This is a genomic window from Fibrobacter sp. UWEL, assembly GCF_900142535.1.
Taxonomy (GTDB): Bacteria; Fibrobacterota; Fibrobacteria; order Fibrobacterales; family Fibrobacteraceae; genus Fibrobacter.
This window is the reverse complement of record NZ_FRBE01000027.1, coordinates 19437-33898: the sequence shown is the minus strand read 5'-3', so window position 1 is coordinate 33898 and position 14462 is coordinate 19437. Positions and strand designations below refer to the sequence as shown.

Annotated in this window: 15 protein-coding genes; 5 read left to right on the top strand and 10 right to left on the bottom strand. The window is 49.0% G+C overall.

The window, feature by feature from the left end:
- Positions 1-308 precede the first annotated feature (308 nt).
- The 3 genes from BUB59_RS13435 to BUB59_RS13425 are packed head-to-tail and all read right to left on the bottom strand — an operon-like array spanning position 309 to position 1944.
- Positions 309-1202: an RHS repeat domain-containing protein gene (locus BUB59_RS13435; RefSeq protein WP_073230866.1), complete on the bottom strand. Its 894-nt coding sequence runs from the start codon at positions 1200-1202 to the stop codon at positions 309-311.
- A gap of 17 nt (positions 1203-1219) precedes the next feature.
- Complete coding sequence (locus BUB59_RS13430; RefSeq protein WP_073230865.1) at positions 1220-1765, bottom strand: ATPase; 546 nt, start codon at positions 1763-1765, stop codon at positions 1220-1222.
- Complete coding sequence (locus BUB59_RS13425) at positions 1765-1944, bottom strand: hypothetical protein (protein WP_073230863.1); 180 nt, start codon at positions 1942-1944, stop codon at positions 1765-1767. Before BUB59_RS13425 ends, BUB59_RS13430 begins: the two co-directional genes overlap by 1 nt.
- Before the next feature lie 184 nt (positions 1945-2128).
- Here BUB59_RS13425 and BUB59_RS13420 point away from each other — a divergent pair, with 184 nt between their 5' ends.
- Positions 2129-2665, top strand: coding sequence for a DUF5662 family protein (locus BUB59_RS13420; RefSeq protein ID WP_073230860.1), 537 nt, complete (start codon positions 2129-2131; stop codon positions 2663-2665).
- Positions 2666-2683: 18 nt separating this feature from the next.
- Positions 2684-3631 (top strand): YeiH family protein, encoded by a 948-nt coding sequence (locus BUB59_RS13415; RefSeq protein WP_073230858.1) that lies wholly within the window; start codon positions 2684-2686, stop codon positions 3629-3631.
- Positions 3632-3752: 121 nt separating this feature from the next.
- On the opposite strand, the gene BUB59_RS13410 is transcribed toward BUB59_RS13415, so the two are convergent.
- Entirely contained in the window at positions 3753-4001 is a 249-nt protein-coding gene (locus BUB59_RS13410; protein WP_073230855.1) for a DUF6434 domain-containing protein, read from the bottom strand.
- A 73-nt stretch (positions 4002-4074) separates the two neighbouring features.
- Between BUB59_RS13410 and BUB59_RS13405 the strand changes: the two genes are divergently transcribed.
- Positions 4075-4908 carry a CvfB family protein gene (locus BUB59_RS13405; RefSeq protein WP_073230853.1) on the top strand — a complete coding sequence of 278 codons (834 nt, stop codon included), beginning with the start codon at positions 4075-4077 and terminating at the stop codon, positions 4906-4908.
- A gap of 108 nt (positions 4909-5016) precedes the next feature.
- Here the strand turns inward: BUB59_RS13405 and BUB59_RS13400 are convergent, their stop codons facing one another.
- Positions 5017-5985: an asparaginase gene (locus BUB59_RS13400; protein ID WP_073230851.1), complete on the bottom strand. Its 969-nt coding sequence runs from the start codon at positions 5983-5985 to the stop codon at positions 5017-5019.
- Positions 5985-6971, bottom strand: a complete 987-nt coding sequence (locus tag BUB59_RS13395; RefSeq protein ID WP_073230849.1) for a tetratricopeptide repeat protein — start codon at positions 6969-6971, stop codon at positions 5985-5987. The genes BUB59_RS13400 and BUB59_RS13395 overlap by 1 nt, the downstream gene beginning before the upstream one ends.
- 41 nt (positions 6972-7012) lie before the next feature.
- Between BUB59_RS13395 and BUB59_RS13390 the strand changes: the two genes are divergently transcribed.
- Entirely contained in the window at positions 7013-7621 is a 609-nt protein-coding gene (locus BUB59_RS13390) for a hypothetical protein (protein ID WP_143160407.1), read from the top strand.
- Positions 7622-7645: 24 nt separating this feature from the next.
- On the opposite strand, the gene BUB59_RS13385 is transcribed toward BUB59_RS13390, so the two are convergent.
- Both BUB59_RS13385 and BUB59_RS13380 read right to left on the bottom strand, forming a co-directional pair.
- The gene (locus BUB59_RS13385) at positions 7646-8191 is read right to left on the bottom strand and encodes a DUF4416 family protein (RefSeq protein ID WP_073230844.1); all 546 of its coding nucleotides are present in this window, start codon (positions 8189-8191) and stop codon (positions 7646-7648) included.
- Between the two features lie 23 nt (positions 8192-8214).
- Positions 8215-9501: a zinc metalloprotease gene (locus BUB59_RS13380; RefSeq protein ID WP_143160406.1), complete on the bottom strand. Its 1287-nt coding sequence runs from the start codon at positions 9499-9501 to the stop codon at positions 8215-8217.
- A 269-nt stretch (positions 9502-9770) separates the two neighbouring features.
- Here BUB59_RS13380 and BUB59_RS13375 point away from each other — a divergent pair, with 269 nt between their 5' ends.
- On the top strand, positions 9771-11933 hold the full coding sequence (locus BUB59_RS13375) for a DNA internalization-related competence protein ComEC/Rec2 (protein WP_234980066.1): 2163 nt from the start codon (positions 9771-9773) through the stop codon (positions 11931-11933).
- A gap of 12 nt (positions 11934-11945) precedes the next feature.
- On the opposite strand, the gene BUB59_RS13370 is transcribed toward BUB59_RS13375, so the two are convergent.
- Together BUB59_RS13370 and BUB59_RS13365 are read right to left on the bottom strand one after the other, a co-directional pair.
- The gene (locus tag BUB59_RS13370) at positions 11946-12743 is read right to left on the bottom strand and encodes a hypothetical protein (RefSeq protein ID WP_234980065.1); all 798 of its coding nucleotides are present in this window, start codon (positions 12741-12743) and stop codon (positions 11946-11948) included.
- Positions 12744-12760: 17 nt separating this feature from the next.
- Positions 12761-14455, bottom strand: coding sequence for an HD domain-containing phosphohydrolase (locus tag BUB59_RS13365; protein ID WP_073230836.1), 1695 nt, complete (start codon positions 14453-14455; stop codon positions 12761-12763).
- Between the last annotated feature and the right edge of the window lie 7 nt (positions 14456-14462).

Here is a 14462-nt window from a genome sequence, read left to right as displayed (position 1 = left end):
GCGATTAAATTTTAGAAAATAGCCCATTTTTTGTTTAATTTAGGCGAAAGTCAACAAAAAAGGGTGGCGAAGCCACCCACACATGTTGATGAAGAACCAAAATTATAAAATATTCAATTTCACCAATCCTATCATAAAAAAGATGACTGCAAATACAAAAAAAGAAATTGTGTATATCAAGAACAGCATTGGTTTTTCGCGAAGATCTATGTTAAGATCATGAATGTATATCTTTTTTTCACAAACAGCAACAACAAATAAAATCAGGAAAAAAAGTGAAAAAACAAACCCCATAAGTTACAGTCCTTTTACTCGGCATAATCGTTGTAATTCTTTTGCATATCTATATTTTTTGTTTCAAAATCTTCATCTAAGAAAGGATTGACAACAGTTTCATTGACAATTTTTTCTACTGCGTAAATGCCAAGTGCTTTTCCAACCGAATTCACTCCAGGAATGAAAAAACCTACTGTAGAGGTCAACACCTGACCTGGAGAATCATTCATTATCCCCTGAGCCACCCCTTTTACAAGCAAAGCATCAGCACATAACGGAGCTAGTTCTGGCTGGATTACTGCCAATGTAACCAACGCTATATCCACACCTATATCCACACCTTCATCTTTTGCAAATTCAAGGGCCTTATTACCATATTCTTCGCTCTTATCAACAAGTTTTGACGCAGCTCCTCTAAAATTAGCTTCCTGTTCACGAACAAATATATTCCATCCCAAAGCTGTAGCATCCTGATTCCCATCGGGATCAGTACGCATAATAGGATTATTGCCAGCATATAGATACGGATTCTGGTACTGTCTTGCTGCATCAACTGAAATCCACAATCCGAGCATGGGGTCGAGATATCTTGCGCCGAAGTAGTTGAGCGCGGTTTCGTCATCCTTCTCCTGGCGCAAAGCGCTATGTCCAGCGGCTCGGCAATGAAAATACACAAGTGTATTTTCGCTGCACTCACCTTGAGGACATTTGCCCGTGAAGTTCTCGGTGACCTTGTCACCTTTCTGTTCCAAATCTACCTGCTCGCCAAAAGCGCGGTAGTCGTAGGCGGCCTTAAGCGTGCTTACAGCCCCATTGTCCATCACAGCGACCGTGCTGCCGAGGTGATTCTTGAGGTAGAACTCGTCAAGGGCTACATTCGTCGTGCCCTGCTTGCGCTGGCATGTTTCACAAGTCGTATTGTTCATTCGAGCCTCAACGGAAATTACGGAACCCAGTCCGGCACGCCTTCCGTTCTCAAAACACATTGACCACATTCAAAGCGCGCAACGCGAATAAATGTTTCCGTATTGTCAAATACTTCAACTACGTCGCAAAGCTGAATGGCTTTTTGAAGATTTTCAATAGACTCGATAAAGCGACGTTCGACATCGGCATCCGGGATACCGTGCCCACCTTTTAAAACACGGCCTCGTATTCTTTCCTTGGCAATTTCGACAGATTGGACCCCAACATAGTACATTTCTATCCTGTAGCCAAGTTGGCGCGCCTGCCGGATATTTTTCCACACAGATTGTCCACAAAGCGTCGTCTCTTGATTAAACGAAAGGCCAAGCGAAAAGTACTCCCTGATCTTGCAAATTGCAATCTTTCCAGCCTTGAATGCGTCGGCCTCATTTTTCCATGAGCCAAACTCGCGAACAATTTCGTCCATGTTGACGCGAGGCATCTCGCGGAACATCTCGTTCGTCTGATAGAGAGTTGACTTTCCGACGCCATTGCATCCAGCAAAAAGAATATATCGTTTCATCAGAACCGATTCTCTTCGACGACCTTTTTCTGCTTCTGTTTGAGAATCAAATCCGTTGCAAGGCGAAAGAAGTCAGCCTCGTCCTGACTTTGGGCAGAAGCGATAATATCATAGGACTCGTCAAAATTGATCTTTTGACATTGCGCAAATAGTTGGTGCAAAGCTTCCGCATTCGACATATCAAGCTCCTTTTCTACAGGGTAATATACATTACTGAATGATTCTCTGTCAACATTACCCCGAGGAAATCAAGGCTTTATATTCGGTTTTCGACATCCCATATAAATACAAAAGGGTCGCACCAGTGAAGGCGCGGCCCTTCATTTTTTTGACCGGCTATAAGAAATAACTATATTTGTGTACATGTTTCATCCGATTAGACATTTTATCACCATCAGCAAGCACCGTCACGAAGTGATTCGTCTATGCTTCCGCGCGGGTATCGGATTCCAGGGTCTTTTCCACGATTTGTCCAAGTACAGTCCCACGGAATTTATTCCTGGAGCCAAGTACTATACCGGAAAGGAATCTCCCAACAATGGCGAACGTAACGCCACAGGTTATAGCCTGGCATGGATGCACCATAAGGGTAGAAACAAGCATCACTTTGAATTCTGGTACGACTATGAAATGGCTACCAAGAAAATCGTGCCCATGCCTATGCCGGACCGCTACATCAAGGAAATGTTCTGCGACCGCGTTGCAGCATCCAAGACCTACGGCGGCAAGGATTACGACCGCACCAGCCCTCTGAAGTATTTAACCAAGAGTACGGCTCGCGAAAAGATGGAAGAAAACACCTACAAGAAACTTCTGTACCTTTTAACCATGCTTGCAGAAAAAGGCGAGAAAGAAACTTTAGCCTTTATCCGACACGCAAACAAGCTCCCTACGGAGTAGTTCAACAAAGAGAACAAAATGAAAGAGAAAATCGCAAAAATCGCCTTCGTTGCCCTGATTATTGCAGCCTGCGTCCCCTGCGTAGCATCCTGGATGGCATTGATGGCAGGTATCGTCTACGCCTTCGCCTTCGGAGGTCCCGTCTTCCCCAAGTTTGCCAAGAAAACCCAGAAGTACTTGCTTCAGGGCTGCGTGGTGGGCCTTGGTTTCGGCATGAACTTGCAGGCAGCACTTGCCAGCGGTAAGGACGGCATGATGTTCACCATCATTTCCGTGGTGGCCGTCATGGTGCTGGGCTTCCTGGTGGGCAAGATTCTTAAGGTGGACACCAAGACTTCTTACCTGGTTAGCAGCGGTACCGCAATTTGCGGTGGTTCCGCCATCGCAGCAGTTGCTCCCGTTGTGGACGCCGACGACAAGCAGATGAGCATGTCTCTGGGCACCATCTTCGTGCTGAACGCTCTCGCTCTCTTGATCTTCCCTCCCCTGGGCCATTTCTTCGGCCTGGATAACCAGCAGTTCGGTGAATGGGCTGCCATCGCCATCCACGACACCAGTTCTGTGGTGGGCGCTGCCGCAGCCTACAGCGACGAATCCTTGCAGGTGGCCGCCATGGTCAAATGCACCCGAGCTCTCTGGATTCTTCCTCTCGCACTCATCACCATGGTGTTCTTCCGCAAGAACGCTGGCAAGGGCAAGCTGAATGTGGTTCCCTGGTTCATCTTCCTGTTCGCCATCGCCATGGTCATCAACACCTACCTGTTCCCCGCACTGGGCGTTCCCGAATCTGTAGGCAAGACCATCGTCATGATCGCCAAGCGCGGTTTCGCCGTGACCCTGTTCCTCATCGGTACCGGTCTCTCCAAGGCAGCCCTCCAGAAGTGCGGTCCCAAGCCCTTTATCCAGGGCGTGATTCTGTGGTTTGCCATCGGCATTTCCAGCCTGCTGGTGATCAAGGGTTTCTAACCCCGCAATACACAAGCGCCTGTAATTAGCAGAAAGGGACTGACGTTGAATCGTCAGTCCCTTTCTGCTAGAATAACAAATCTTTTTACTTGGAAGATTCGTCAGCCTTGTTAGGAGAATTTCACCAAGTCGGCTTGTTGATAGTGACGGTGGACTTGGATTCCTTTTTCTCATTCTGGATTTGACAGTAAGCTTCAATGGCTTCCTGGTAGGTTCGGCCAGCATTAGCCTTAAGCCAGTTCAAGAAAGGAACATCGAAGGAGAATGTGGTTCCCAGGTGCTTCTTGAAAAATGCACGATGCAGTTCGTTGCACACGAAATCCTGTTCAATAATGGTCTGCAAGTCAATAGAATCAACACCAGGTCTCATTCGCAAAAGCTCCTTCAGGTGGCCAAATATACTATATTAAGGGATAACAATCAATTGAACGGAAGGGCTTATTATGGATTTAGGACGATATAATCGCGGTCGAGTGGAAGAAATCACTCCCCAAGGCTATTATCTGGAACTGGAAAGCGGTGAACGAGTGCTGCTTCCGGGCAACAAGGATCAGTTTACTCTGGAAGAAGGTGAAGTGGTGGACGTTTTCGTCTACACCGATAGTGAAGACCGTCCTATCGCCACCTTGAACCAGCCTTACGCTCAGGTAGGTGAATTCGCCGTCCTGGAAGTGAAGGACGTGAACCGTTTCGGCGCATTCCTGAACTGGGGCTTGAATAAGGATTTGTTCCTCCCCTTCAAGCAGCAGCTGGGCGAACTCCAGCGCGGCGACCGCTGTGTGGTTTTCATCCTGGTGGATGACAAGAGCAACCGCATTGTAGCTACAGAAAAGATCAAGAGCTTCCTGGACATGGACACCTCTGAACTTCATGTAGGCCAGCGAGTAGAACTTGCCGCCTACGAAGTCACTCAGGATTACGTAGACTTCCTGGTGGACTACCGCTATACCGGCCGCCTCATGCTCACCCCGGGTATGGAACGTATTTACATCGGCGATACCATGCCGGGCTTTATCCAGCGCTTTACCGCCGACGGGAAGATTACTTTGAATCTGGCTCCCGTAGGTTACAAGGGTCTGATGAAGAGCGACAGCCCCAATGCAATTCTCCGCAAGTTGGAAGAAGCTGGTGGCAGCCTTCCCTATGGAGACCACAGCGATCCTGAAGTCATCCGTCAGGAATTCGGCATGTCCAAGAAGACCTTCAAGAAACTTCTGGGCACCCTGTTCCGCGAAGGCAAAATCGTCATTGAGGAAGACGGCATCAGAATGCCTTAGACGAACCCCGAAAAAAAGATTCCCACCATCACAAGCGAAGCTTGTTTGGTGGGATCTTTTTTTGTTTGAAGGGGAGCGAAGCTCCCACGTCTTGGCGTGGGATTCTTTTTATGCCTTTTCAAAAAGCTTTCGGAGTTTTGTGGGATTTTTCGTCTGGGTCAGGGCGAGGCGTAGCAGGATGGCCGCCTTCTGGGGAGGCAAAGTTCCGGAAGCCACTCGGGCAATTCCCTCGGGTGCCTTAGCCAGATTCTGGTTAAGCGTCACTACCCCATGGTTAATGCGGGTGCTCATCACCACGGGAATATCCACGCGGGACAAGGCTTCCGCCCAGCGAAGGCTAAACTCTCCGGCTCCCGCTCCAGCAATCACAAGACCGTCAGAAACGGAGGAAGCATACTCCAGAATTCTCGGGTCCGAATCCACCCCGAAGTAAACCACATTCACCCGCGGTAGTTCTTCAAGATCCGAGACGTCAAAGAAGGGCATCTCCTTCGGGAGACTTTCATCATCCACGTCCATGGGCTGCAACTTGCTGGCACTGCACTTCTGGACGCGTCTAGCGTCAAACAGTTCCCCGCCGAAATACACCCACACGTTACTTCCCGCAGGGGCTTCGTCATCCACCGCAAATCCGGCGGCAGCTCTCACCGCCCCCAGCAAATTGGCGGGACCATCGGGATCCTTTGCTGTAGCAGGACGCATGGATCCTGTAAGAATCACTGGCTTATCCGTTCGCAGGGTCAAACTCAGGAAGTAAGCGGTTTCGTCCATGGTGTCCGTACCGTGAGTTATGACAAAGGCATCCACCGGCGGTACAGTATCCTCCCCCACATTTCCCGCAGCACCTGCAATTTCATCAATACGTTTCGCCAGTTTCAGCCACAGTTCACCCGTCATGTCATCGGAATTTACGTTGCAGAACTGTTCCACATAAACATCCGCATAATCTGCGATTTCAGGCACAGCGGCCACCAGGTCGCTTCCCGCAAGTTGGCCCGAAACGTAGCCCAGGTTTTCACCTGGATTTCCAACACCGGCAATGGTTCCACCCGTAGCAAGAATCGCAATACGTTTCATTACCTTACCTCATCCAGCAACTGTTCTGCAGTTACGCCATAATACTGCTTAAGGGCAGTATCCGTCCCAAGTTTTCTCAAGTCCTGAACAAACTTTCTGAAATGCACGAAGTTGCCATTGCGGGCAAGCATTCCTTCCACCATCTTCTGGGAATACCAGTAAAGCTTTACCGCCACGTCACGACGGTCCTGTTCCACAAAGGCGTTTTCCAGATCCTTCAGGGAAGGCTTAGCACCCTCCGGCTTTTCAACATCATTACGTGACGCATCCACCACCTGGGCAATACCTTCATTGAGCCAGAAGGGAATCTTCACATGGGTCATGCCTCGCAGAAAGCAGTGGGTCAGTTCATGGAACAGCATGGGCCTGTAAACCCCGGAATACTCCATGACGTTTTCAGGAACGCGAAGCTTTCCGTCAAAGATTGCCCCCACCCAGTCCGGACGAGGACCAATGCCAGTATGACTAGAAGCCTGGTACAGCACAAGGCCAATCTTATTTTCCAATTCAAAGTCAAATAAGGTACTCAAGGAATCGTAAGCCACTTCCAGAACGGCAAGTGCCTCCATCACGTTGGTGCGAGAAGGATTGCCATCATATTCAAGTCTAAAGTGCAAGGACTTTTCCAGGCGAAGTTCTTCCATCTCCTGTTTCAGCAGGGCGGCCTTCTGCCTAATATCATTCAGATTTTCATTCTGGATACTTAGACCCGCAATATAGTCAAGGCATTCTTCGTAACGTTCCTGTTCCAGGAGGATCCATGCCATGTTCGTCAGCAGAATTTCATCCGTAGGATTTTCCTTCAGCAAAGCCCGCGTGCTACGTTCCGCACATTTCCAGTCGTAAGCAGCCAGGCATTCATTGGCCTCCGTCACAAGACTGTTGTGGCTATCCACTTCTGCAGCAAATTTACGATAACCCTTGTAGTAATGCAGAAAGTATCCTGCAAGCACAATTAAAGCGATAATGACAATAGCCTTCTTCATTGAAAAGAAGTTAGAATTTTTTTATAAATGGGTTTAGAAAAATGATCGGTCTACTCTATTACAACATACTGAGTCTTATCCAGATGGGGCACGGGCCTAAGGGAGCCGCTGTCACAAGCCTCATTTGCACCGCCATCATGATTATCGCTCTATTGCTCATTGGCGCTATCATGAACGGAATCCAGCGTTTGCAAATCAACCTGCTGGAAAAGATTTTCGGTCTAAAGGCGGCTCTTTTCATCAGCAACTACGTCACCATTGCTGGCACCATCATTCACGAAAGCGCCCACGCCCTGTTTGGAATTCTTACGGGAGCAAAGATTACCGCCATCAGTTTCCTGGATACCAAGGGAGATTCCCTAGGGCATGTGGACTATATCGTTCGAGGTCCAGCCCCTTTCAAGGCCATTCAGCATACCATGATAGCCTGCGCCCCTGTATTTGCAGGAATGATCGCCCAGTATTTTTTGATTAACGCCATCTTTTACGGTCATTACTCCATCTGGGCAGAAATTTTCTTCTGGTATCTGATGATTTCCGTCATCAATCACATGTCCATGAGTTCTGTGGACATCAAGCATTACTTCCAGGGAATGTGGGCTGTAGCCCCCCTGGTTTTCGCGGGATTTTTCCTTTACGGATTTATTTAAGGCGAAATTTTAATACTTGCCTTGTTATTTTGCGGGCTTACCAGCGCCCGCTTTTTTATAGCGTTCACGAATCAGCTGCAAATCATGCTGGTAAGGATTTCTCACGAAATCCTCGAACGCCCAGGCTGTCGGATGGAAAACGCCCTTGGCATAAGTCAAAAGCATATCCAGCCACACACCGTTTCCCGCATAAAGTTTAAAGGGGCCACGTTTATAGCTGGGCAACACCACCTTGTCCATATCCATATAGCCAATGTCAATATTCACATGACGGTGGTCCGGATTGTCGCTGTCGGCGGTAGTCAATTCAAGAGCGTTACTGCGGGCCTTCTCTTCCGCAATGGTTTCAGGCGGTATAGTTTTCTCGAAGGAAACCACGCCACGATAAAGTCCATCACCCATTTCGGGCTGGTAATAGGGAGTCTTGTCAAACGCAAAAAGTTTCCCCTTATGGCGGATCTTGCCCCAGGTTTTTTCTAGAAGTTCAATCACAGCCGGGTCCCATTCCGAACCTTTCTGCAAAACAAAAGCAATCAGCTGAGCCTGTTCACTAAAGTTAGATGCCTTCATAGAAAATCCTAAATTCAAAAAAACTAGTGGGGATAAATCATCAAAGTCTTGCGGACCAAATCCTGCTGCATAGGAGTTAGAGGTTCATACTCCACTCCAGTTTCCACAGGGAACATCAGGTTTGCCACGTCCGGGCAAGCGTTAATATCAAAGCCACCTCTGGCCTCAACAGCAGTTCTGCCTCTAAGGCGCCAACCTCCATAACGGATTTTCATATCCGAGCCGGTTTCGGTCTTCTTCTTGACAAGTCCACTGCTAATCAAGCCTTCACAGAACGGAGTATCCGACAGGCCATCTTCTAGCATGGAGTAGTCCCCAACAGCAGCAAGATCTGCTTTCGTAGCAGTGGTATGGCGCAAGCCCAGGAAATGTCCCGATTCGTGAACAGCCGTTTCAACAATAGCATCCATAGAATTGGCAATGGTTCCCGCGTTGGTTTTCACGAAGGCTCCCAGCACAACAGTACTGCCCTCACCCCCCTTCAAATTTCCACTAAAGAGATAAGAATAACCCAGCAAGCCCACTTCATCAATATAATGAACCAAGACTAAGTCCAGGGCGCCATCGGCACCGTTCCATCCACCGCCAAGCTTACTCATCATAATATCATCATCGGAACGTCCAGCAATCCACGGCTCATTAGAGGGAAACAGTTTACCATTGGTAGGATGATTTTCGGCATAATTAACGTAAAGAGTATCGATAACGATCCCTGTATAGAACTGCCTAAAGCGAGCAAGCATAGCAGAAGCAAGGTCTTCCTTGGTGTAGCCACTCAATTTCTGCTCTACGTTACCTACCAGCACCAGATTCAGGGAAAGATGATCGGAATAGGCGCCATCCCCAGTAAAGCGAGTATTATTGGTGGATCCCTGATAATACTTGCCATCCTTTTGCAGGACGGTAGCCCATTCAGCAGCGTCCTTTTCCTCACAGAGGAAACGATACACATAACGTCCATTCTCCAGAGAAGCCTTCAGGGAACGCACCTTGGAAGGAATGGCACCCTGACTGACTCGCCTTAAACGATACAATTTTAAAGTGGGCGCACCCGCTTCTTCATCCGCATCAAAAGACAAGGTGTATTCCGCATCGGCATGAACTTCAAGAATAATTCCATGAGTCAAGTTCTGATCCACAGAATCGCTTAGGGCACCATCATTAGGAAACATCCAGAAAGCGACTTGATTATCCGGCAACAAGTCAGATTCTTCACTTTCTGTCGCACAGCCAGCCAACAAAACTGCCAAAGAAGCCGCGAACAAAAGGACCTGGGGAATCATCAAGATTTTTTTACAAAAAAACTTCATTCAAACCTAACCAAAAATACGTGTATAGAGTATCAGCACGTAATATAGGTTTTTCCAGAATGAAAAAACAAATTCTAAAGCCAATCCAGACGGATTTAAAAAATTTAATGCAGCCCCTCATGGGTAAGCCGGCACTCTTGTCCTCATTAATTCTAGCCCTAACCATTGCCAGCATCCAGGAGCCCTCCTACGCACCAGTTCTTCTCCTTAGCATAGCAATCCTTACTCACTTCTTTTCCAGACGACTCCAATGGGCCATTCTTATAACTATGACGGCAGGGATACTCTCCCAAGAGTTTTTTTCAAACGTAGAGGACACCACGCCACGAATTCCCGTGGAGGCCTGCGGGACGGTCGAGGCAACGCAGCCAAGAACCAACGGATACGCCATCCTGGTGAACATTCCGGAGGATTCCGTTACAAAAACCTATCGAGTCCGCCTCACGGAAAAGCGGAACTTGCCCCTCATTCCCCAGCCGGGAGACTCCATCTGCTATGAAGCCAGTTGGTATCCAGTAACGCCCCCTACAGTACCAGGCGGTTTCAACACCGCAGGATGGCTCCATTCCCAGCACTTGGCCGCCTACGGTAAATTCAAACACTGGACCGTCCACGGATTCCGTTGGGTTCCCGAAAGAAGTTTCTACGCTTTTCGCCAGTGGATCAAGTCCCGCTTCAGCAAATATCTGGACGACTCCGAAACAGGACTTCTCCTGGGGTTATTAGCAGGAGACCGCTCTGGAATTCCAGACGCCTTGCGTAGTGACTTCCAGCGCTCGGGACTGGTCCACGTTCTGGCCATCAGCGGGTTCCATGTGGTCCTTCTGGCAGGAATCCTCATGATATTCCTGAAGGCCACCCGATTGCCTCACCGCATGGTGCGAATTCTTGCAGTACTTCTCCTGCTGGTGTACATCCCCGTCACAGGAGGCTCCCCTGCAGTCCGTCGTGCGGTCATCATGTTCGCCGTACCCCAAATTGGTTCCATCTTCCAGCGAACTTCAAACACCCTAAACAGCCTAGGTGTGGCGTTAATCATCCTGATTCTTCCGGAACCTTACATCATCTGGAATCCCGGATTTCAGCTTTCAGTTGCAGCCACCGCAGGCATCCTCATCAGCGGGCCTCTAAACCCCTTAAAAAATCTTCCCTCCAAATTCAAGCGCAACAAACTCTGGAAGAAATTTCAGGAATTCATCCTGGAACCTACTTACGTCACCTTGTGCGCCACCCTATCTACAGCCCCCTTTCTCATCCATCATTTCAAGACCTTGTCACCCCTAGCCTGGCTCGGAAACATCGTGGTGGTTCCCGCCATTTCCATGGGAATGCAGGCGGGGCTCTTCGGCCTCCTTTTTCCCGTAGATTCCATCCGCCAGTATTTCTGCTACGCCGCCAGCTTCTTTCTGCGGCTCGCTTCCCTCCTTACAAAACTGCTTTCCAGTTCATCGCAGGCTTCCACAACCGTCGGCCCCTTTGGTCCGTCCATCCTGCTCCTGTTCGGAGTGCTGATTATTCTCATCCCCGCCTACCGCAGTAATCCGCTGGCTAGAAAACTTGCCCTAGGGAGTTTGCTTTTCTTTAGCCTCAATTTCCTCTGGGTCGGTTACCAGCGGGCAGCCACACCCACCTGGTCACTGACCACGGTAGATGTAGGGCAAGGCGATTCCCATCTCATCACCACCCCTTCCCAAAAACACATGCTCATCGACGCAGGAGACGCCCCCGACCCGACCGATAAATTCAGCAGGTCCACTCAGGACGCTGGCAAGAACATTCTCGTCCCCTACTTGCACCACATTGGCGTTTCCTCTCTGGATGCCCTCATCATTACTCATGCGGATAAGGACCACTTCGGCGGAGCCCTATCCCTCATCAAGACTTTTCCCGTTAAGGAAATCTGGATGTCTAACTGCTCCCGTCGGGAAAAGAAACCCCTATGGCAGCAAGTCCTGCGGGAAGCCCACCGCAGAAACATACCCATCCGCAATATCCATCGGGGTGTCCTCTGGAAGGAAAACGGTTTCCAGCTATGGACCTTACATCCGGACACCTCGGGCTGTACCGACGAAAACACCCAGAGCATTACCCTCAGGGCAAAAGGTCTAGGCCACTCTGCCATCCTGACAGGAGACCTGACCATCGCGGGGGAAAAACAGCTCCTCCGTACGGACATGTACCTTAAAAGCGACGTCCTGAAGTTGGGACACCACGGGTCCAAAACCTCCAGCAGCAAGGCGTTTCTCCAGGCTGTACAGCCGAAAGTTGCCATTATATCCAGCGGCCGCCGGAATAAGTTCCGCCACCCCCACAAGCAAGTCATCCAGCGACTGGACTCCCTACAAATCCCTCACCTGAATACCGCAGAAAGAGGAACCATCCACATCACCTTCAGCGAAGATTCCCTGAAAGTGGACACCATGCTGGAATGATTTAAGGGGACCTTACTTATCCGAACCCGCAGCCGCGTTGCGGCGTTTCAGTTCGTTATTCAAAGGAACATAAATGAAGCTAAAGAGGATATAACCGCAAAGCAGCACAATCCAGTGGTTCCAATGCAATCGAGTTTCAATGAAGTGCATTTCGATAAACATAAAGGGAGCTGCAATCAGGAACAACGGCAATTGTCTGCACTGGTCCGCCAGGGAAAAACGGCTTTCATAGCTGACGATGGAATTCATCATGGGGAAACTGGTGCAGAACCCGCCCATCAATCGCTTGATGAACATCAGGCCGCTGACCACGCAGGCAATTGCAGGAGCCTTGATATAAATGGGCAGCGGCGTCTTGTACTTTACGCCAGCGCTGTACTTCTGCTTCTGGAACATGATAACGCCCACCACAAAATCAAAAGCACACACCCCCAGGAAGAAGCCTTCACCGTCAGGAATACGCGGCATCAGGAAAGTCCCCAGCAATACAAAGCAGGCCAGGCCAATGATGATGGAAGGAACAATGGGAATCTTCACCTTGTAATGCAGTATTCGTACAATGTTAGCATACAGCATGCACATAAATCCAGAAATGGCATTGGCAGCCCCAATAGGCAATCCAACTGCAATATAGGCAAACCCAAAAGGAATGGGGATAGTTGCCGTCACCGCCTTCAACTGCGGATCTTTCAAATACGCACTTAGAGTACCCAAGGCAGTGACCATCACCACCAAGAGCCAGTCGTAAAAGGTAAAGTGAAAATTCAGGGATTCCAGCATGACGGGCCCAAAGATAGCTAAGTCAGCCACGGCCCGCTAGGGTGGAATTAAGCTTCCATACTTCTATAGTACTCTTCCAGGCGGGGGCGGGCCCTATCGAAGAACGCTCTTAAGGACGGATCAAACTGAGTGCCCATTCCTTCCGTAATGATTTCATAGGCCTTTTCAAAAGAGAACTTATCCTTATAGCAACGCTTGCTGACCAGAGCGTCATAAACGTCGGCAATTGCCATGACGCGAGCTTCAAAGGGAATTTCAGAACCCTTCAGGCCGTTGGGATAGCCATTGCCGTTGAAATGTTCATGATGGAACCAGGCCACATTTCTTGCAATTTGAACAAAGGAAGGATCCTCGATCTGGGAAAGCAGGTTCTCCACGATTGCCGCACCACGAGCCGGGTGAGTTTTCATGGTTTCGTATTCCTCGGGAGTAAAACGGCCCGGCTTACGCAGGATTGCATCGTCAATGGCAATCTTACCCAGGTCGTGCATAGGAGCACTCTTGATCAAGGAATCGTAGAACTTCTCGCTATAATTGGAATTGGGATCCTTGCGCAACTCATCCACCAGGATGGCAACCACCTGGCTAGTACGCTTGATGTGACCGCCAGTACTGCTATCGCGGCTTTCCACCATGTTTGCCATACCCACCACCATCTGTTCCTGAATGGCGTGAATCTGGGTAGCATTGGTCTTTGCCAGATTTTCCAGTCGGCTATTGCTGTTACCCAGCATGCGGACATAGTTATGAATTTCTGTATCGTCTTCTACCTTGAACAGGTAAGCAGCCTTCTGGGCAGCAAAGCGAAGGACCTTCAGGGACAACTTGTAATGATGGCTTCCGCGGCTCACTTCCTTGAATTCAATCTTCTTGCCGGATTCGAAATCCTTGATCCAGTTGATCAACAGCAATTCCATTTCGGAATTATTGGACATGGCCTTGTCCACACGGCAACGACGAAGTTCCTGGAAGAAACCGTAAGCAATCTTATTGGCGCCCAGGAAATGGAAGTCGGAAAATACGGAAATATATCCGTCTGTATTGTTTTCTTCCAGGGCGTTCACCACATTCTGGGTAATATCGTAATAACGAACTCTAAAGCAGATGTAAAGCAGGGCAAACTGGTCGAACACGTACACCGCAGGCATAATCAGGGTGTCCGTTTCCATGAATCGGGCCAGGATAAAGGAACCAATGCTCACCACTTCAATCAAGGAAAGGGCAATCAGGCTCTTGTAGGAAACGTTCTTCTTCTTGGCGAAGGAGTGGACGATCAGGCTGATGTTCGCGACAACGTAGCCCACCAGCATAACGTTAAATAGGGTATGTCCGGGACCATAGGTGGCCACGTAGTTGCCAACGCCATAAGTTTTCACATACTCAATGGAGGTGTAGTATACATCGCTAAAGCCAACCGTTGCAGAAAGTCCAAACACAAGGAAGGAAAGCAGGTAAAGGAACAGGCTTGCCCAGGAAGGAACACGAACACCGCAAACCGCAACCACCGCATTGAAGGTAAACATGGGCAGGAACACGGCAGCCACATAGTTCATCTTATTAGCAATAATGGCTTCGCCTACATCCGTAGAAAGAGCAAGGAACAAATGGCCTACGCAGGAAATAAAGGCGGCAAAGCAAATGGCAAAGTAAGGACCGCGCTGGCCCCCATGGTTGATTCGGGTCAGAATGACAATGTTGATTGCCGAAACAATACAAAGTGCAACAAGATATCCAATAACCATTATTTTC